General features: G+C 59.6%; 11 protein-coding genes. 9 read left to right on the top strand and 2 right to left on the bottom strand.

Annotation, left to right across the window (positions count from 1 at the left end; genetic code table 11):
* Nucleotides 1–312 precede the first annotated feature (312 nt).
* Entirely contained in the window at nt 313–5,865 is a 5,553-nt protein-coding gene (locus tag AB1A62_RS06255) for a DUF4011 domain-containing protein (protein ID WP_366660663.1), read from the top strand.
* 91 nt (nt 5,866–5,956) lie between these two features.
* Here AB1A62_RS06255 and AB1A62_RS06250 read toward each other — a convergent pair whose 3' ends face one another.
* Together AB1A62_RS06250 and AB1A62_RS06245 are read right to left on the bottom strand one after the other, a co-directional pair.
* The gene (locus AB1A62_RS06250) at nt 5,957–6,322 is read right to left on the bottom strand and encodes a helix-turn-helix transcriptional regulator (protein ID WP_366660777.1); all 366 of its coding nucleotides are present in this window, start codon (nt 6,320–6,322) and stop codon (nt 5,957–5,959) included.
* 69 nt (nt 6,323–6,391) lie between these two features.
* Nucleotides 6,392–6,670: a helix-turn-helix transcriptional regulator gene (locus tag AB1A62_RS06245; RefSeq protein WP_366660662.1), complete on the bottom strand. Its 279-nt coding sequence runs from the start codon at nt 6,668–6,670 to the stop codon at nt 6,392–6,394.
* Nucleotides 6,671–6,908: 238 nt separating this feature from the next.
* Here AB1A62_RS06245 and AB1A62_RS06240 point away from each other — a divergent pair, with 238 nt between their 5' ends.
* The 8 genes from AB1A62_RS06240 to AB1A62_RS06205 all read left to right on the top strand — a co-directional run bounded on the left by AB1A62_RS06240 (nt 6,909) and on the right by AB1A62_RS06205 (nt 19,176).
* On the top strand, nt 6,909–8,672 hold the full coding sequence (locus AB1A62_RS06240; protein ID WP_366660661.1) for a DUF262 domain-containing protein: 1,764 nt from the start codon (nt 6,909–6,911) through the stop codon (nt 8,670–8,672).
* Nucleotides 8,669–9,070: a hypothetical protein gene (locus tag AB1A62_RS06235; protein WP_366660660.1), complete on the top strand. Its 402-nt coding sequence runs from the start codon at nt 8,669–8,671 to the stop codon at nt 9,068–9,070. Before AB1A62_RS06240 ends, AB1A62_RS06235 begins: the two co-directional genes overlap by 4 nt.
* 293 nt (nt 9,071–9,363) lie before the next feature.
* Entirely contained in the window at nt 9,364–10,239 is an 876-nt protein-coding gene (locus tag AB1A62_RS06230; RefSeq protein ID WP_366660659.1) for a recombinase family protein, read from the top strand.
* Between the two features lie 77 nt (nt 10,240–10,316).
* The gene (locus AB1A62_RS06225) at nt 10,317–12,338 is read left to right on the top strand and encodes a class I SAM-dependent DNA methyltransferase (protein WP_366660658.1); all 2,022 of its coding nucleotides are present in this window, start codon (nt 10,317–10,319) and stop codon (nt 12,336–12,338) included.
* Nucleotides 12,339–12,504: 166 nt separating this feature from the next.
* On the top strand, nt 12,505–13,413 hold the full coding sequence (locus AB1A62_RS06220; protein ID WP_366660657.1) for an Abi family protein: 909 nt from the start codon (nt 12,505–12,507) through the stop codon (nt 13,411–13,413).
* A complete protein-coding gene (locus AB1A62_RS06215; RefSeq protein ID WP_366660656.1) occupies nt 13,410–14,738 on the top strand; it encodes a restriction endonuclease subunit S in 1,329 nt (442 codons plus the stop codon). Before AB1A62_RS06220 ends, AB1A62_RS06215 begins: the two co-directional genes overlap by 4 nt.
* Nucleotides 14,735–16,216 carry an HNH endonuclease signature motif containing protein gene (locus AB1A62_RS06210; protein ID WP_366660655.1) on the top strand — a complete coding sequence of 494 codons (1,482 nt, stop codon included), beginning with the start codon at nt 14,735–14,737 and terminating at the stop codon, nt 16,214–16,216. The genes AB1A62_RS06215 and AB1A62_RS06210 overlap by 4 nt, the downstream gene beginning before the upstream one ends.
* A gap of 293 nt (nt 16,217–16,509) precedes the next feature.
* A complete protein-coding gene (locus tag AB1A62_RS06205) occupies nt 16,510–19,176 on the top strand; it encodes a DEAD/DEAH box helicase family protein (RefSeq protein ID WP_366660654.1) in 2,667 nt (888 codons plus the stop codon).
* Nucleotides 19,177–19,369 lie beyond the last annotated feature (193 nt).

Genomic DNA, 19,369 nt, shown 5'->3' with positions numbered 1-19,369 from the left:
CCATACTCTCTCAGAAGGAAATGCCCCCATTGAATGGCTCGTTCCGTGCCTCTGCCATGACCGGCTCTCCGTGGCTTTTCCGGGAAGAACATGAACTGCCGATCCCGGTTTGAAAAGAAACGCAGTGACGTCGTTCGTCTCGCCCAAGAACGCAAAGAATTTGACTTAGAGCTCGTGCGTTTTCGAGATTGCCTTCCGTTATCGCCTCACCGGCGTCCGGTATCACGAGAGCATTGTCGCCGGAAATTTTGTGCCATAGGTTGAGGCGAAATGGCGACGCCCGGATCAACCGGAAAGTCATGCGGAGGATACATGCCAGACACAAGTTATACTGAAACTTCCTATGACCCGCTTTCCAGTCCCGAGACCATCCAGCTCGCCGCGGATCGCCTGGAGGAACTTCGAAAACGTCTGCTGGACTCCTCCCGCAGCAATCCACTCATCAACATCAAGTTCAAGCCGAACTCGACGAATGTTCTCCGCGTCGTCGACGAGTTGCCTGATATACTCCGTTTCAACCTTACCAACGGCACGGCCATGCGCCTCGTTTCGCTGCCGCCGCTCGAGGAGGAGCTGCCTGACGAACAGACCGACGAGTTCCTTGACGCGTTGCACCTTGCGCGGAACGAGGACCAGACCTACCTGGACGAGCTTGAGGCGCTTGACCCCGAAACGAAGTCCTATGCCGAGAAGGAACTGAAGATCGAGCGCGCCCTCAAGGACCGTGTGCGCGCGGTCCTCGGCCTGCCTGAGCGGCAGACGAAGGAAAGCCCCTCACTCGCGGAACATGCGCGGGCCCACGGCATCTCGCCGGGTTTCGCGCTCCCCTATCCCGAAGACGAACACGAAGATGGGCGGCACAACGACACCGATATCCAGACGCTGATGCTTCCCGACAAGCTCAGCCGCGTTGCGAAGGGATTGCTTGAAAAGGGGCGTGGTTTCGAACGGGAAACCGGTGTCAACGTGCTCCACGCTGCATTCGGTTTCCTCGAATGGAAAAACTCGGGCGAGCGGGAAAAATACGTCAGCCCCCTCCTCCTTCTCGAGATCCGGATCGAGAGGAAAAAATCGCCGCAGGGCGCACAATTCAAGATCTGTGGCGAAGGCCGCGTTCTCGTCAACACCACGCTCAAGCAGAAGCTCTCCGCCGAGCACCGTCTCGAGCTTCCGGGTTACGAATCCGGTTCAATCGAGGATTATTTCGCCGAGGTCGCCGAGGCTGCGCCTAAGGGGTGGGACTGGAAGGTTCGTCGCGAAGTCGCCTTTGGCATCTTTCCGTCCTCGAAGATTGCCATGTATCACGACCTCGACCCGACGACGCGGCCGCTGGCCGAGAATCCGATTGTAAAGTCTCTCCTAGTCACAACGGGCTCCGGCGAGAGCACCTATGCTGAGGTCTACGGCACCGATACCCTGGAGGTCGCCCGCAAGGTGCCGCACCTGGTGATGGACGCCGACGCTTCCCAGTTCTCGGCACTCGTCGACGTAGCCAACGGTGAGCACCTCAGCATCGAGGGGCCGCCGGGGTCGGGCAAGAGCCAGACCATCGTGAACCTGATCGCCGCGGCGCTGGCCGGCGGCAAGAAGGTCCTCTTCGTCGCCGAGAAGCTCACCGCGCTTGATGTCGTCCGTAACCGCCTCGAGGCCGTCGAACTCGGCGAGTTCATCCTGCCCCTCCAAGCGGGGCGCGGCACACGCGACAAAGTCTACCAGAGTCTCGAGGAACGGCTGGGGATCGAGCGACCCGACGACCGCGTCCGCCGCAACTTCGCCAGCCGCCAGGATGCGCTTGAGCGCCGCCGGCAGTCCCTGCAAGACTACCTCGATGCCCTCGGCGCCGATTTCGGCACCTCGGGATATTCCGTCTACGACGTCATCGGTCACGGCATCGCCACGAGCGAGATCCGCGAGCAGATCCCGCGCGAAGTGCGCCGCATCCGGCTCGCCTCCCCGGAAGCCCTCGGCCCGGCACGGATCGACGCCCTCGTCGCCGATGCCAAAGCCTTTTCCGAGCGGCTCGGCAAGATCAACCGCATGCCAGCGCTCTGGCTCGACGCCCGGGCCGCTATCCTCAGCCGCGACGACGCGGAGGACACCTGCGACCGCGCGGGTCACCTCGCCGACGATCTCGATACTTTCGAGCGCAATGCACGCGTCTCGGAGCTCGCGCCGCTTCTCGGCGCCTCCGTCTTCGAGGTCGATCTCGCTGGCCTCGAGGTTCTGCTCACCGCGATGACCGAACATGGCGATGCTCTCGATCCGGCCCTCGTGGAGACCCTCTCCGACCCGGGCCGTCGGCGCGCTGTGCGAGACCTCTGCGGCCAGGTCCAGGAGCGCCAGACGGTCCTGGCACGGCTGGCGCGCGCGCTGCCCGACCCTGAGGGCTGGAATCTCGACGGCCGCCTCTCCGAGGCGAGAGAGTTCGCATCCCGGAACGGCGACATCCTCGACCCGGCCGCCCATCGCGAGCGCATCGCCCAGTGCGAAAACAGGCTTGCCTGGACAGAGAAGGCGCTCGATGCCGCACGCGCTCTTCCGGCGAACTGGGCCGAGAGCACGCAGAAGCCTCTCTCCGAGCTCAAGGCGGACGTGGCGCGCATCCTCGATGCCCCCGACGCCGTCTTGGCACTGCGCAAGACCGATCCCATGCGCCAAGTCGGCACCGCGGCGGCGCGGTTCCAGAAGCGGCACGCAGAGCTTTCGGAGGCACTCGGCCGTATCCGACAGGCTCTGCCCCAGGCCGACAAACATGATCCCGCCAGCTTGTTGCAGGCGGCGCGCAGGATCGCCGATGCCGGCATGTTCCGGTTCATGTCGAGCGACTACAAGAGCGCTCGTAACGTCTACGTCGGCACGCTCGGCGGACAGGCGGGCGAAACGCGGGAGACCATGGCCGACCGACTGCGGACATATGCCGACTGGCTCGAGAAACGCCGGGCGTTCGAAGCCGATGACGCGCTCAAGGTAGCATTCGGCGAGCATTTCCGCGGCATGGCGACTGTGCCTGCAACGATTTCAGAGATCGCGAGCTTTTATACCACCTGCGCGGAAATCGCCGGGCAGGACGAGATGCTGCGTGCTACGCTCGAGGGCGGCGACATCGCGGATCTCGAAGACCTCGCGGCACTCGTTCACGTGCCTGAGCAATCCCTCGAAGAGCTCGAGCGTGAGGAGGCGTCGCTGCGGGAGGCGCTCGATCTCGAGAAGACGCGGCTCGAGGAGGCCAAGGGTCATATCGCTCTCTTCGGGCAGCGCTTGAGTGTCCCGCTCGACGAAATCGACGAGACGCTCAAGCGCAAGCGCCGCGAGAGCGAACTGACCGAGGCGATTGAGGCCTCGTCGGCATCGACGATCATTGGCGACCGGTTCCGGGGCGTGAGCACCCAGACCGACACGCTCACGCTGGAATGCAGTCTCGCCGAGACGCTTGTCGCGGCGCCCGATCCGGCCCTGGCGATCTCGATTCTGAAGTCCGGAAGGGCTCTGACCCTTCTTGACGCGCTGGTCGAGTTCAGGGAGCGGCATGAGGCGATCTCGGCTGAGGCCGCCACCTTCGGCGAGCTTCTCGATCTGCCCGAGGAAGCAAGGGGAGCCGCTGTGCTCGCGGCTCGCACCGACGACCTCCGGCACGCGGCGAGCGACCCGTCCTCGCTGATGGAGCGCGCTCGACTGCGCCGGAGTGAAGAAACGCTGCGCGAGCACGGTTTCGGCACGCTCGTCGACTGGGTTCTCCACGAGGGCGACACATTCGACCCCGAACGCCTAGGGCCGATCGCGCGGGCCATCATCGCCAAGGCGATGGCCGATCGCGCCTTCGAGATCGATGCCGACCGCTTGCAAGGCTATGACGGTGAGGATTTCGACCGTATTCGGGCGGAGATCGCAGAGAAGGACCGGGAGCTCATCGCGATGTCGCGCGGGGTCGTGCGCAACCAGCTTATCGCCGACGCCCGGCCACCTGGCGGCACCAATGTCGGTCTGAAGTCGAAGTTTAGCGACATGAGCCTTATCCGCAATGAAATGGGAAAGAAGCGGAACCGCATCGGTGTGCGGGACCTCACTCGGCGTGCTGGCCGGGCGCTTCTCGAGCTCAAGCCCTGCTGGATGATGTCGCCGCTCGCGGTAGCACAGTATCTCCATGACGGGCTGGCCTTCGATCTCGTGGTGATCGACGAGGCCTCCCAGATGACGCCCGAGAACGCCGTCGGCGCGCTCAGCCGCGGCCGCCAGGCGGTCGTCGTGGGCGACACCAAGCAGTTGCCGCCGACCAGCTTCTTCAAGAAGATGCTGGACGATTCCGATACCGATGAGGACCTGCGCGAGGACAGCGAGAGCATCCTCGACATGGCGAACATGACTTTCCGGCCGGTGCGCCAGCTGCGCTGGCACTACCGCTCGCGCCACTCAGCCCTGATCGCATTCTCGAACGAGTGGATGTATGATGGCAAGCTCACGATCTTCCCGTCCGCCAGGGAGGACGATTCCGAGTTCGGTGTCCACCTCGTCGAGACCGGCGGGACCTATCGCGGCAAGACCAACGAGACGGAGGCACGCGCGGTGGTTGCCGCTGTGCTCCGCCACATGCGGGAATATCCCGACCTCTCGCTCGGCGTCTGCACGATGAACACCGACCAGAAGGAGCTCATTCTCGAGGAGTTCGAGCGGGAGCGCGAACGCAACCAGCATGTCGAGGACTACGTCCGTAACTGGGAGGAGCGCAACGATGCGCTCGAGGAATTCTTCGTCAAGAACCTCGAGACGATCCAGGGTGACGAGCGCGACGTAATGTTCATCTCGACGCTCTACGGAGCCGAGAAGGCGGGCGGACGCCCGCACCAGCGCTTCGGCCCGATCAACTCGAGCCACGGCCATCGCCGCCTCAACGTGCTCTTCACCCGGGCCAAGCGGAAGATCGTGACCTTCACCTCGCTCAAACCCACCGACATCCTCGTCGACGAGAGCAAGAACCGCGGCGTGCACATGTTCCGGGCCTGGCTCGAATATTGCGGCTCGGGCCGGGTGCCGGACCGCGCGCAGAGCGGCGGTGAGACCGAAAGCCCCTTCGAGGACTACGTGGCCAAGCAGATCGAGGCGATGGGCTGCGAGGCGGTGCCCCAGGTCGGCGCCGCCGGCTACCGGATCGATATCGGCGTGCGCCACCCGGATTGGCCCTACGGCTACATCCTCGGCGTCGAATGCGACGGCGCGAGCTACCACTCCTCCAAGTCGAGCCGTGATCGCGACCGGCTTCGTCAGGAGGTTCTCGAGGATCTCGGCTGGCACTTCCACCGGATCTGGTCGACGGATTGGTTCAACGACCCCCGCACCCAAGTCGAGCGCCTGCGCGAGGCAATCGATGCCGCGCTCGAGCGCGCAAAGGCATCCGGCCCCCCCAGAAACCAGGTCGAGGAAGACAGCCCGGTCGCCTTTCTGACCCGGATCGCGGAGGAGCCCGAATGCGCCGTGGCCCCGAGCCCTTCCCTGAGAAGGGCAGCACAGGGGAACTCCTTCCAGGGCGAGCTCTGCAGCCGTGCGCAGGGCGAAGCTGAGGAGGATGCAGGGAGCGACGCGGCCCCCGACGACCTGGTCGTCAAGCGGGAGACCTCTACCGCGACTCGCGTGGTGCTCGAAACCGCGGTCCCCACGATCGGTCTCGGCAGCTACGTCAGGATCGAGAACCTCTCCGAGGAGGGACGCAAGCTCGCCTTCACCCTCGTTAAGGAGGGTAATGATCTCGAGAACGGCCAGGTCGGGGTTCGCACACCTCTCGGCCAGGCTCTGATCGATGCCCAGGTCGGCGACGAGGTCGAATACCAGGTTGGGGTCCTGATCAAGGAAGTCCGGGTCCTCGCTATCATCTAAGCTCGGAACTAGCTCGTTGAGCCGCAAGGGGCGCGCCGCCAGCTTTTGCCACGAGGCTGGCCGTGCGCCCTTTCGCCTTTCTACCGGGGCTTCAGCGGGGGTGCGTTCTGGCTCCGCCACATCCGGACAAATGAAACCTCCCGTTGCCGCACGTCTCTTCACGTTGCTTTGCGGTTGTTGTGGTTGCCTGACCGGACTGGGACGGGCGAAAGTTTGGGTCATCCCTCTTCGCTAATACTTTTTCGCATTCGCGGGGCCCGAATAACTTCGTTGGATCCACGTCCAGCGCGTTTGCGATTCCTTCGAGAGTGGCAAGTGAAGCGGCATGTCGTGCATTCTCGATCTTGCCGACATGCGCACGGTCAACATGTGCGATGCGCGCGGCTGCTTCTTGGTTCAGCGCCTTGGTCGAGCGAATATCTCGAATATTGGCTGCGACCCTGTTTCGTAGCTTCATCCGGGCAGTCTGCATGTTCCTAAGCCAAGCGGCCACGTCATTTACACCGCATTCCGATCAATCGGGGCACTAATCGTTATCAACACCGGTTTGGCTACTATCCGGTATCTGCTTCAACTGACGCTCCACCTCGGCAACCAGGTCCAACATGCTCATGTCCAGGCCCTTGCTTAGGGCGTGCAAGGCCGAGAGCGATGGTTGTCGGCGGCCGGTTTCCAGAAACGAGATGAAGCGCGCCGAAACATCGGCTCGTTCGGCAAGCTCTTCCTGCGTCAGGCGTGCTTTTTCGCGCTGCTCCACGAGCGCGGCTGCGAAAGCTGCCACAAGGTGTTCGTTCTGCCGATCCATGCGGATAGCCATCCCGCATGGGTTGACATGCCGCCACGAACAGTTGTTCTAGTTGCTCGAAAAGAACGAATCCGAACGAAGGAAATATCGAGTAAATGAAAACACTTAGTTGCCTCACGGCTCCTGCCTGGGGCTGGTAATCCCCCACATCCGGCATTTCACATCAATCCAATTTCCCACGTGCTGCCTCCGACTTCCCTCGCACGGTAGTCGAAGCAGCGACAACAACAGGTGATCCATGAGCTACGCCACCATCACGATCGGTGACCTTCTCGCTGACGTGAACAGCCGGTATTTCCTACCAGCCATCCAGCGGCCCTATGTCTGGGCTGCGGACCAGGTCATCACCCTAGTCGACTCGCTGATGAAGGGCTACCCGATCAGCTCCTTCATGTTCTGGGCCGTCGATGATGACCTTAAGCGGGAGTTGAAGATCTACAACTTCATCGAGAACTGGAAGCCGGGGATGCTGAACCCGACTGCTTCCGCCGATGGCCGGGACGTCACGCTGGTGCTGGATGGTCAGCAACGCATCACATCGCTGCTGATCGCTCTTCGCGGCACCTTTTCCGAGAAGGCGAAATACAAACGGCGCTCCAGCGCAGATGCATGGACGGAAAAGACCCTTTACCTGGACCTGCTTCAGGATCCTTCAGGTGACTACGAGGAGGAAGGCGCGGATCTTGGTGTCAGCTACGGCCTGCGCTTTCATGCGGTGCCGCCGCGCAACGACTATCGGCGGCATTGGTTTCGGCTGGGCGACATGCTGAACTATCGCACAGAAGAGCAACTGAACAATCTGATCGAGGATACAGTCGCGAAGCTGCACCATGGGGTGACTGCCTTTGAGCGCGAGCTCATTACAACGACACTGCGGCGCCTTCATGAGGTCATCTGGGCTGAAGAGGTGATCAACTACTACACTGAGGCCAGCCTCTCCGTTGATCGCGTTCTGGACATCTTCGTGCGTGCCAATGATGGCGGGACCAAGCTGTCGAAGTCCGATCTCATGATGTCGATGATCACGTCGAAATGGCAAAGCGGTTCGGCCCGAGATGTGGTGTTCGGATTTGTCGACCACATCAACAATGGCCTTGGCGCCGACAACAAGATCACCAAGGACTTCGTGTTGAAGGCCTGCCTCGTTCTGTGTGGCTACGACGTGAAATACAACGTGTCCAACTTCACGACGCAATCGATCGCCGAGATCGAGCAGAAATGGCCGACCGTCAGGGATGCGATCGAGCGGACTTTCCGTTTCCTGAACGGATTGGGCATCTCGGCGGAAAACCTCACCTCGTTGAATGCCGTGCTGCCGATCACCTGGTATCTGTTCCACGCGCCGGGCGTGACATTGCGAGGTTCGTCAGAGTTCGACCGACAGAACGCCCGGGCCGTTCAGCGCTGGCTTCTCAACAGCCTGCTGATGGGCGTGTTCGCCGGAACATCAGACAGGACCATTTCCATCGCGCGCACGACATTGAAGGATGCGAGCCATGTAAGTCGCAACTTCCCGGAGGAACAGCTCTATCACTCGCTGGCGATCGGCGGACGCATGACCAAGCTGGACGAGCGTGGCGTCGAGGATCTGCTGGAGTTGAAATATGGCAAACCCAAGATCTTCCTCGCCCTGTCGCTGTTATACGATGATCTCGATTGGGGTGGCACGATCTACCATGTCGATCACATCATCCCCAAGGCCAGGGCCGCGCGTCGCATTCTGATGGGGATGAATCTGCCCGAACATCGCATCCGGGAAATCACTGGTTCCGTCGATTTACTTGGCAATCTGCAACTGCTGCCGGCTCAGGAGAATATCGAGAAAGGCGATCTGCCGTTCGAGTCATGGATCACCGGCCGCAGTGATGCATACCGCGACCGACACTTGATTGAGCACGCGCCGGATCTTTGGACTGCCTCCATGCTACCCGAGTTCGTGCGTGGCCGGGAACGGCTTGTCCGACAACGACTGTTGTCGCTTACTGAACGGGAGCCAGCATGATGGATCGGGAAGAGTTGAAGAAGGCATGCCTGGAGCGTCTTGAAGCGGTTGCGATCGAGCACCCTTCGGGCCACCAGGGAAAACTCGCGGCGCGGTATCTGTTGCGCTGCAAGAATGGCGACAGGGTCGAGGTGATGTTTGAAAAAGGGCCGAAGACCCCAGTCAACTTCTGGGTGGCGCACAAGCGTGCCCTCGGTCTGATTGCTGAGCCGGGGCTGCATTTCCAATCATCACCAGCCTCAGCGCTGTTCGCCAATAAGGGCTCAAACGGAAAACCGATCTATGGGCGCCACTCGGCCCTGAAGTCGATGCGCGAGTTGGAAAACGCGGACCTGATCTGCTTCCGGATCGCCTCAGTCTCCGAGCTTGAACGTATTCTGACAGTCCTGCAGGGATGAGGTCTTGCTGTCTGGAGGCTCTCTGAGGGCGCTCAGGGCGGGCCTTTGGCGTCAGCGCTGTCAGGTGTTGAAAACAGACACGGACGCTGCCTGAGAGCGCCATAGCTCGCCTGGCGCAGCGCTGATGTGGGGCGAACAACCTACCTTGCCGTCGCCTCCAGAGTTCATTTGCATTGCTTAGATCGCCGCTCACTACTAATTTCTATGCTTTAGTAGTGAACACATGATATGCGTAACAATATAAGGCCTTTACGCCCATCACAAAATACAAACACACAAGAAGAAGACACCCCTTGCAGGACGTTGTTGGTTACATCCGTGTTTCTACCCCTAGACAGGCACAGGAAGGTGGTAGTTTGGAAGAGCAGGCCTATGTGGTGCGTGGTTTCTGTGATGAGAAGAAGTTGAACCGGTTGACGATCGAAGAAGACGATTGCTCTGCTGCCGGTGCTCAGGGTCATCTGTATCGTCCTGGGCTGCGGCGCGCGCTCCGGATCGCCAAGGAGAAGAACGCAGCGATCCTAGTGCCCAGTGTAGATCGCCTCGCACGTCACCCGGCCGTGTTGGAAGACATTTTTGAAAGCAACGTGTCGGTGATCTCCATCGCAGAACGTCGCCGTGTAGGGCGCAAGAGCCTCGAACGTCTACTCCACGACGCACAGCGTGATCGTGACGAAATTGCTGGTCGGGCGCGCGACGGCATGGCGCGCGCGAAAAAGCGTGGTGTCAAGCTGGGGAACAGGACCAACCTTCCTTTTGCACAGCGCAAGGGGGCGATCTCCAATGCGGCGAGAGCTGACCGTAAAGCACAGGAACTCGCAGATTTTATCGAACGCACGCCCGGCTGGGAGAAGATGACCCCTCGGGAGAAGGTGGAACTGGTGAACCGCTCCGGACCTCATAATCTCAAAAGCGAGAAACGTGACGAGCGCCGTCCCTGGACGGAAGGCAGCATCCGGAAACCTCTCAAACGTGCGGAAGAGGAACTTTTGCTTCGCAAGGAGATGGAAGAGGAACCGGTCGTCATTGCGCCGAACTGGGCGTGGGATGCGTCCCAGGCGAGACCGGCGAACGACCAGGGTGGTGGCGCCGTTCATGAAGTGGCACTTGGCGAAGACACACCTGTCGCGGACGTCTACAAGGATCATCCGGGATTCGGGAAGTTCTGACGCGCATTCGCTGCAATCGTGCTTGCGCTCGCGGCCTCGCCATAACATCCTATGCGGGAAAACAATTTGAGGCAGTGATGAGCAATAACGACGTCAAGAGTTTGGGCAGTTTCGTCTGGTCGATTGCCGAACTTCTCCGGGGCGATTTCAAGCAGTCCGAATACGGTAAGGTCGTGCTGCCTTTCGTGGTGTTGCGTCGTCTCGATTGCATCCTGGCGCCGACCAAGGATGCCGTGCTCTCCCTCGCTGACACTCTCCCGGACGACATGGACGAGATCGCCCGGTCGCAGATCCTCTATGCGGCCAGTGGCGATGGTATCAGCGCCTACAACACCAGCCGCTTCACTTTCGCGACGATGCGGCAACAGCAGGCGAGTGACATCCACAAGAACCTCACGGACTTCATTACGAAGTTCTCGCCCAACGTCCGCGACATCTTCCTCGACAAATTCCTGTTCACGGACCAACTCAAGCGCCTGAACGACGCCGGTATCCTCTGGCAGGTGTTTGAGCGCTTTTCTCAGGTCGATCTGCATCCGGACCACGTCAGTAATATAGAGATGGGCTACCTCTTCGAGGATCTCATCCGGCGCTTCTCGGAAATCTCCAATGAGACAGCAGGGGAACACTTCACCCCACGCGAGGTGATCCGGCTGATCGTCTCGCTTCTCCTCGTCAACGATGCCGACGCGCTGACTGGCGCAGGTGTGATCCGGCAGGTTTACGACCCAGCCTGCGGCACTGGTGGTATGCTGGCGATCACAGAGGAGGAGATGAAGCAGCTCAACCCCGGCATCCGGGTGGAACTGTTCGGTCAGGAGCTGAACCCGGAATCCTTTGCGATCTGCAAATCCGACATGCTGGTCACCGGCCATGATCCCGAGAATATCGCCTTCGGCAACACGCTCACCCAGGATGCGCACAAAGGTAAGCAGTTTCACTACATGCTTTCGAATCCGCCCTATGGCGTGGATTGGAAGAAATACCAGGACCCGATCAAGGAAGAGGCCGCGACGCTGGGCTATGACGGTCGCTTCGGCGCCGGGCTGCCGCGCATCTCGGATGGCCAGCTCCTATTCCTGCAGCACATGATTTCCAAGATGCGCGACGACCTCCAGGGCTCGCGTATCGGCATCGTCATGAACGGCTCGCCACTCTTCACAGGCGGTGCGGGATCGGGCGAGAGCGAGGTCCGCCGCTGGATGCTAGAGAACGACTGGGTCGAAGCGATCATCGCCCTGCCGACAGACCTCTTCTACAACACCGGCATCCAGACCTATGTCTGGCTCCTGACCAATCGCAAGGACATCGCACGCCAGGGCAAGGTGCAGCTGATCGACGCCAGTGGCGAGCGGTTTTGGCGCTCGATGCGCAAGTCGCTCGGCTCCAAGCGCCGCGAGATCCCCGAGGACGCCACGCGCGAAATTGCCGAGATCTACCACGACATGCTGAACGGCAACTCCGGCTGGGAGGATGTGTCCAAGATCTTCGACACCACCGACTTCGGCTATCGCGAGATCCGGGTCGAGCGGCCATTGAAACTGCGTTTAGAGGTGACCGAGGAGGCGCTGGAGGCTGTGTTCGAGGCCAAGCCGGTTCAGAGGCTCGATACAGTCGCGCAGGAGGCTATCAGGGCCGCTCTGGCCGCCCTGATAGGGGTAGGCGCCTGGATGGACCGTGAGGCCTTTCTGAAGGCGCTCAAGGTCGCCCTGAAGGCCGAAGGTGTCAAGATCGGTGCGCCAGTGATCAAGGCGATCATTGCGACCCTGGGTGAACGTGACGATGAGGCCGCGATCTGTCGCGATAAGGACGGCAACCCAGAACCAGACACCAGTCTGCGCGATCATGAACTGGTGCCGCTGGGTGAGGACTGGCGGGACTATGTAGCGCGCGAGGTCACGCCTTTCGTGCCTGATGCCTGGGTGGATAAGAGCCATTGCGACGCCACCGACGGTAAGGTCGGCCGCGTGGGCTACGAGATCAACTTCAATCGCTATTTCTACACCTACGTCCCGCCCCGGCCGCTGGAGGAGATCGACGCCGAGCTGAAGGCGCTGGAGGCCGAGATCGCCGGGTTGCTGAAGGAGGTAGTCGAATGATTTCCTCACTCGCCCGTTTGGTTTCTTATTGCTTTGGTAGGAAACTCGCCCTATATCTTTTTGCAACAAGACCCGCCACGCCTCGGACGGAACCTCGGTTCCGCACTGCGCACCCCGGCGGGTTACTTGTTTTTAGGGCGTCGAATTTGCAGCGAGGCGTCGCTGCATGAAGTTCGAAAAAGCCTCCACCTCAATCCCAGATCAAATCAAGTTGTTGAAGCGTCGTGGCATGTCCGTGGACGACGAATCGCGCGCCGGTCACTATCTAAACTTCATTTCTTACTACCGACTGCGCGCCTATTGGCTGCCGTTCGAGGTGCCCGCAGAAGAAGATGGCGACCACGCATTCCGGGCAGGAACCAGCTTTGAGGATGTCCTAACGCTTTATATCTTCGATCGCGAACTGCGTCTCTTGGTGCTGGACGCGATCGAGCGCGTAGAGGTGGCACTAAGAGCTCTTTGGGCGCACCACATGGCGATGAAATACGAGCCACATGGATACTTGGACCAAGGTTTGTATCAGCGCAGAGATTTCCATGCGAAGGATGTGGCGAGCTTGACCGACGACTTTGAGCAATCGCGCGACACATTCGCCGAGCACTATCGAAACAAATACACCAACCCGCATTTGCCACCCATTTGGATGACCGCTGAGATCATTTCGTGTGGCAGGCTCTCGAAATGGATCAGCAATCTCAAGCTGCGTGCAGATCGCCAGGCCATTGCAAAGCCATTCGGTCTCGATGAGAAAGCCCTGTGTTCATTTGCGCATCATATTAGCCATGTTCGCAACATCTGCGCGCACCACGGAAGACTGTGGAATAAACGCTTCACTTTGACGATGACCGTTCCGAGATCCCCAGGGAAGCTACCTGTCGCTATGCGAGATTCAGACGAGCGCCAGCTACACAACACCCTGGTCATGCTCGACTACCTGTTGTCGATCATTGCGCCGGGGAACGAATGGAAGAAGCGGCTCGTCGCTCTGATCGACGGCTGCCTCCTGGCCGATCCAGCCAGCATGGGCTTCCCGAAGGACTGGCGCACGCGCACGGCTTGGAGGGTGGCGCCATGATCTCTTCGGAATTTGCTTTGGGTATCACAGCACCGAAAGGCTGGAACACAATCCCATTTTGGTCACTGTTCCGGCGTGTCAAAGAAACCGGTTTTCCCGATGAGGAATTGCTCTCCGTCTACAGAGATCACGGTGTCGTGCCCAAATCTTCTCGCGATGACAACTTCAACAAGGAGTCTGAAGACCTTTCGAGCTATCAACGCGTTCTCGAAGGCTCGCTCGTAACAAACAAGATGAAAGCGTGGCAGGGTTCGATAGCGGTTTCTAGGCACCAAGGCATCGTGAGTCCAGCATACTACGTATATCATCCACTCAGCGAAGAGCACGATCAGTTCCTTCACTACCTGTTGCGGAGCCAGCCCTACATCGCTCTCTATCAGCGAATTTCGAAAGGCGTCAGGGTGAACCAATGGGACCTGGAGCACGATGCGCTGAGGACGATCCCCGTCATACTGCCGGATCTAGCCACCCAAAAGGCAACTGCGGATTTCCTCGACCGCGAGACCGCCCGCATCGACCAGCTCATCGAGAAGAAGCAGCGGTTAGTGGAGGTGACAAAAAATCGAAATTTGGCGGCATTGCAAGAAGCAGTTCTTGGTGGTGCGAAGGTCGTTCGATCTGATGATCAAAGGTGGCTTAATGACCTGCCGGCGGGGTGGCACATGATCCCACTAAAACACCTTGTTTCAGTAATTGGAGGAGCTACGCCTTTAAAGGACCGCGAAGAATTTTGGGAGGGTGAAATTCCTTGGGTCTCTCCTAAAGACATGAAGACTGATGAAATAGCTGACGTGCCTGACCATGTCTCGAATGCTGCCATCGCAGGGTCAGCTCTATCACGTGTCCCTAGCGAAGCGGTGTTGATTGTGGTGCGCGGGATGATACTCGCTCGGACTGTTCCCGTGTGCCGTCTCTTGGTTGATGCGACGATCAACCAAGATATGAAGGCCCTCGTCCCGAACGAGAAAGCCGTCAGCGGAAAATATCTTCAAAGGATGCTTCAAGGCTTCAACTCCGTGCTTATGTCATTTGTGGAAGAGGCCGCGCATGGAACGAAGAAGCTACGGTCAGACCAGCTGTTTTCTATGCAATTTCCCGTTCCTCCCCTGGCGCAGCAAGCACAGATTGTTGACCGGATCGAAGAGGAGCACAAGAAATCCGGCTCAATATGTCACAAAACGTTGGTCTCCATTGAACGCCTCCGAGAATACCGCGCGGCCCTGATCACCGCCGCCGTCACCGGCCAGATCGACGTGATCACCTACGGCAACCAGGGTGCAACCGACGGCACGCTCGACCGGATCGAGGAGGAGGTGGGTGGATGAAGCGATATGTGATCAAGACCAATGGCGCGATAGCCTTTCCGAACGGCGTGTGCCGGCCACAGAACCTAGAGCAGTGGGTCGGAGGTGAACTGTGCATACACACGCGTGCCCCGGCGCTGGCCAGGGAGGGGAAAATCCAGAACGCACCACCGATCTCCGAAGGTGATGAGTTGTGGCTGTGGGCACATGAAGCGAAAGAATACGGCGATGGCCGGGGCATAACCGCGAAGGCGACTGCGGGACCCCAGCGGGTGGAAGGTGACAGGCTGTATATTACGCTGCGCAACACCGAACTCTTTCCACGCCCGTTTGGTTACAAGGATCTGGGCCAAGAGCCCAGTGGCAGCCGGTTGTTCGATTTCCTGAAAACCTACCGTAAGCATACAACCTATTTGGTCGAAGGCGACGACTATCCCGACTTCATCAGTCTCGTCGAAACACATACCTCGTCTCCTTCTGACGAAGGACGGTCTTCTGGTATGTCGGAACGGACGCGCGAAAACCGAGAGCGCAAAGGAGAGACATTGGAAGCTCTCAGGGGGCGACTGAAGAACCGGTTCTTACTAAAAGTGAACGGCGTGCTGCACTGTCCAGGTGAAATCTGTCGGCCAGCCAACGCCGAAGAATGGGAGGGAGGCGACGTTTTGACTCCGCTCGCCGGGCCACTCAGAGCCGAGCCCGGCCTCAGTCAGGAAGCGCCACAGATCCAGTCCGGTGACGAGCTTTGGATCTGGACACACGAAGACGACCAGTTTGGCCGGGGTTGGGGGCTGACCGCCAGGGCGATCGCAGGCGAGCAGAAGGATACCGGAGAGCACTTGGCAGTCCCTTTGACCAATGTCGAACTCCTGCCTCGCAAATTCGGATTTCGCGATCTAGGAGAAGGTGAAACCGGCTCCCGTCTGCTCGACTACGCCCGGTCACGTCGGCACTACCAGGTGTATCTGATCGAGGATGCCGACTACGACGATTTCATCCGAGTGGTCGAGGAGCGCTCGGCGCGGATCCCGGAGGAAGAGCAGCAAAAATACACTAATGGCCGGAACGCTGCGATAAGGCGCCACGCGGAAGACCTTCTTGCTGTCTCCGAAGAACGACGGCTAGGATTGCGAAAGCTTCGCCCACATCAACAGCGCTTCAGAGAGGCGCAGATGGAGCGCCATCGTGGTCGATGCGTGATCTCGCGAAGCACGGCGCCAGAGGCGTTGGAGGCAGCCCACGTGGTGCCACACAACGGCGATCCGGTGTTCGAGGCGCCCGACAACGGTCTCCTTTTGCGCAGTGATCTCCACAAGCTGTTCGACGCCTATCTTTGGTCCATTCATCCTGGGTCAGGGAAGGTTCGCATCTCCGACGATCTGAAGGACACAGGGTATGCCAAGTTGTCGGGCAAGGAGGTTGACCACAAGCTGGCGCCAGAGTTTCTAGGATTTCATTTTAGACAGTTTGAGAAGGTGGAGAAGGACCGACAGGGATGACCGATACCCACTCAGCCCACTCACTCCACAAGGAGATCGTCGTCGAAGAACGGATCGTCTCGCAGCTCGTTTCCGGACAGGGCTATGTGGGGCGCTCACCGGATGCCTACGACCGCCCGTCAGCCCTGGATCGCGACCTGGTCCTCGATTTTATCAAGGCCACCCAGCCAGACGCCTGGGCGGCTCTGCAGGCGCAATACAGTGCCAGTGCTGAGGCTGAGTTCTTCAAGCGGCTGGAACAGGCTCTGGCTGCCCGAGGCACTCTGGAGGTGCTACGCGAGGGCATCAAGCTAGTGCCGAACATTCACTTCTCGCTCTGCTATTTCCGCCCCGCTTCGGGCCTGAACGCTGAGCTGTTGAGCGCCTACGAGGCCAACATCCTGTCTGTTATGCGCCAGGTGCGGTATTCGACGAAGAACGAAAACGCTATCGACATCGTGCTGTTCGTGAACGGGCTGCCGGTGGCAACGCTGGAGGTGAAGAACACGCTCACCGGCCAGAACATCCGCAATTCAGAGAAGCAGTATCGCATGGACCGCTCGCCAAGCGGAGAGCCGCTGTTGACCTTCAAGCGCGGTGCGCTGGTGCATTTCGCGCTGGATCAGACGTTGGTGTCAATGACAACGCGGCTGATGAACGGCAAGACGTTCTTTCTGCCCTTCAACCGCGGTGCCGACGGTGGGGCCGGCAACCCGGACATCGAAGGCGAATTTCCCATCGCCTATCTCTATGCCGACCAACCCCGAGACAAGGCGATTTTCTCGCGTGCGGTCTGGCTCGAACTGATCGGTCGTTTCATCCACTTGGAGAAGGGCGACGGGCGCGAGGTGATGATTTTCCCCCGGTTCCAGCAGATGGATGCGGTGCGCAAGATCCTTGCCGATGCCAAATCATATGGGGCCGGCAAGAACTACCTGATCCAGCATTCGGCGGGCTCGGGCAAGTCGAACACCATCGCTTGGACCGCGCACCAAATCATCAACCTGCATGACGAGGCCGACAAGCCTGTCTTCGACACCGCGATCATCGTCACCGACCGGATCGTTCTGGACCGCCAGCTGCAAGCCACCGTCGCCGCCTTCGAGAAAACCAAGGGCGTGGTGAAGAAGATTGACGGCACATCCCGCGACCTCAAGGAGGCGATCAAATCCGGCGCTCGGATCATCATCACCACGATCCAAAAATTCGGCACCGAACACCTGAAGGAACTCTCCGGCCAGGGCGACCGTCGTTTTGCCGTGATCATCGACGAGGCCCATTCCTCGCAGTCGGGCAAATCCGCCCAGGCGATGAGCGACGCGCTGACCCGGGAAGAGGGCGGCAGCGATGATGTCGAGGACAAGATCCTCGAATACCAGCGCGCGAGAGGGCCGCAGCCGAATATCAGCTTCCTGGCCTTCACCGCGACGCCCAGGAACGTCACCCTGGAGCGGTTCGGTGTGACTGGCCCGGATGGCCTGCCGCACCCGTTCCACCTCTACTCAATGCGCCAGGCGATCGAGGAAGGCTTCATCCTCGACGTGCTGCAGAATTACATGACCTACGAGGCCTACTGCGAGCTGGAGAAGGCCATCGAGGACGACCCAGACTTTGAGAGCCGCCGCGCTCAGCGCCAAGTGGCGCGCTACGCCTCGTTGCACCCGACGGCGATCGATCAGAAGGTCGAGATCATCGTCGAGCACTTCCGGACCCATGTGCAGAAGGAACTGAACGGCCAGGCCAAGGCGATGGTGGTGACACAGAGCCGTGAGCACGCACTGCGCTATTGGCAAGGGCTGGGTCGTTACATCGGGAAGCAGGGTTACACCGACCTGAAGGCCCTGGTTGCCTTCTCGGATGTGTTGGAGGTCGATGGCGTCTCCTGGACAGAGGCAGAGGCTAACGGATTCCCCGAGACCGAGTTGCCCAATCGCTTTGACGGATCTGAGTTCCAGATCCTGGTAGTGGCCGAAAAATACCAGACCGGATTTGACCAGCCAAAGCTCTGCGCTATGTATGTCGATCGTAAGCTCGATGGGCTACAGGCGGTGCAGACCCTGTCGCGCTTGAACCGAACTAGGGCTGGTAAAGACAAGACCTTCGTTCTCGACTTCCGCAACACCGCGGACGACATCAAAACCGCCTTCGCGCCTTTCTTCGCGGTCACTGAGTTGGAAAGCCGGTCCGACCCCAACCAGATTTATGACCTGGCACAGCGGATCGAGGCGGCGGCTTACATCGACCCTGCCGAGGTCGAGGCCTTCGCTGAAATCTTCTTCGTCGGCAACCTGACAAGCCAGGACCGGATCCGCCTGGAAGGCCTCGTGCGTCAGGCAGTGAAGCGGTTCGAGCTGGACGAGGATGAGGCCAGCCAAGAGGAGTTCCGGCAGCTCCTGAAGAGCTTCATGCGCTTCTACAGCTTCGTGGCACAGATCATCCGGTTGGAGGATACCGGACTGGAGAAGCTCTATACCTACGTCTCCTGGCTGTCGCGACTGTTACCCTCGCGCGAACGCCCGGGTGAGATCGACATCACCGAGGACATGCTCGACCTCAAGGCGTTCCGGGTCGACCAGACCAGCGCCGGATCGGCTTCGCTGACCGGCGAGGACACCAGCAAGCTGCAGCCGATCACTGAGTTCGGCGCCAACAGCTACACCGAGGAAGAGCAGCGCTCGCTGTCAGAAATCATCGACTCCTTTAATGAGCGCCACGGAACCCAATTCACCCAGGAAGACTTTCTACGCTTCGAGCAGGTGAACCGCGAGATCCTCGATGGTGACATGATGCAAATGATCCAAAACAATCCGGCAGACGTGGTTTACACCGCGTTCTCACAGGCGTTCCTGCAGGGCATGATCCGACTGTTCCAGAAGGACAACGAGATGAAGAGTATCGTGCTCAGCGATAGCGAGGCGCGAGAGCAGGCGACTCGGCACTTTTTCCGGAGGGCGCAGAGGGCCACGAGGGGGGCGGGTTAAGACCAAATAGGCACATTGTTTCAGAGCCTGGTCTAGAAAGAAAATCTTCTTCATTAAGGGAAACTAAAGGAGATGAATTTTTGACGGTTAAGTGGACCATCGAAAAGTTGTTAGATGCTTCCTCGCAATTCGATACGCGGAACGCATTCAAAAGAGGGAATACTAGGGCCTACAGGGCAGCTATGAGAAACGG

The sequence above is a fragment of the Leisingera sp. JC11 genome, from assembly GCF_040704725.1.
GTDB lineage: Bacteria > Pseudomonadota > Alphaproteobacteria > Rhodobacterales > Rhodobacteraceae > Leisingera.
Note: the sequence above shows the minus strand (reverse complement) of the source record. Positions and strands in the feature narration are given on the sequence as shown.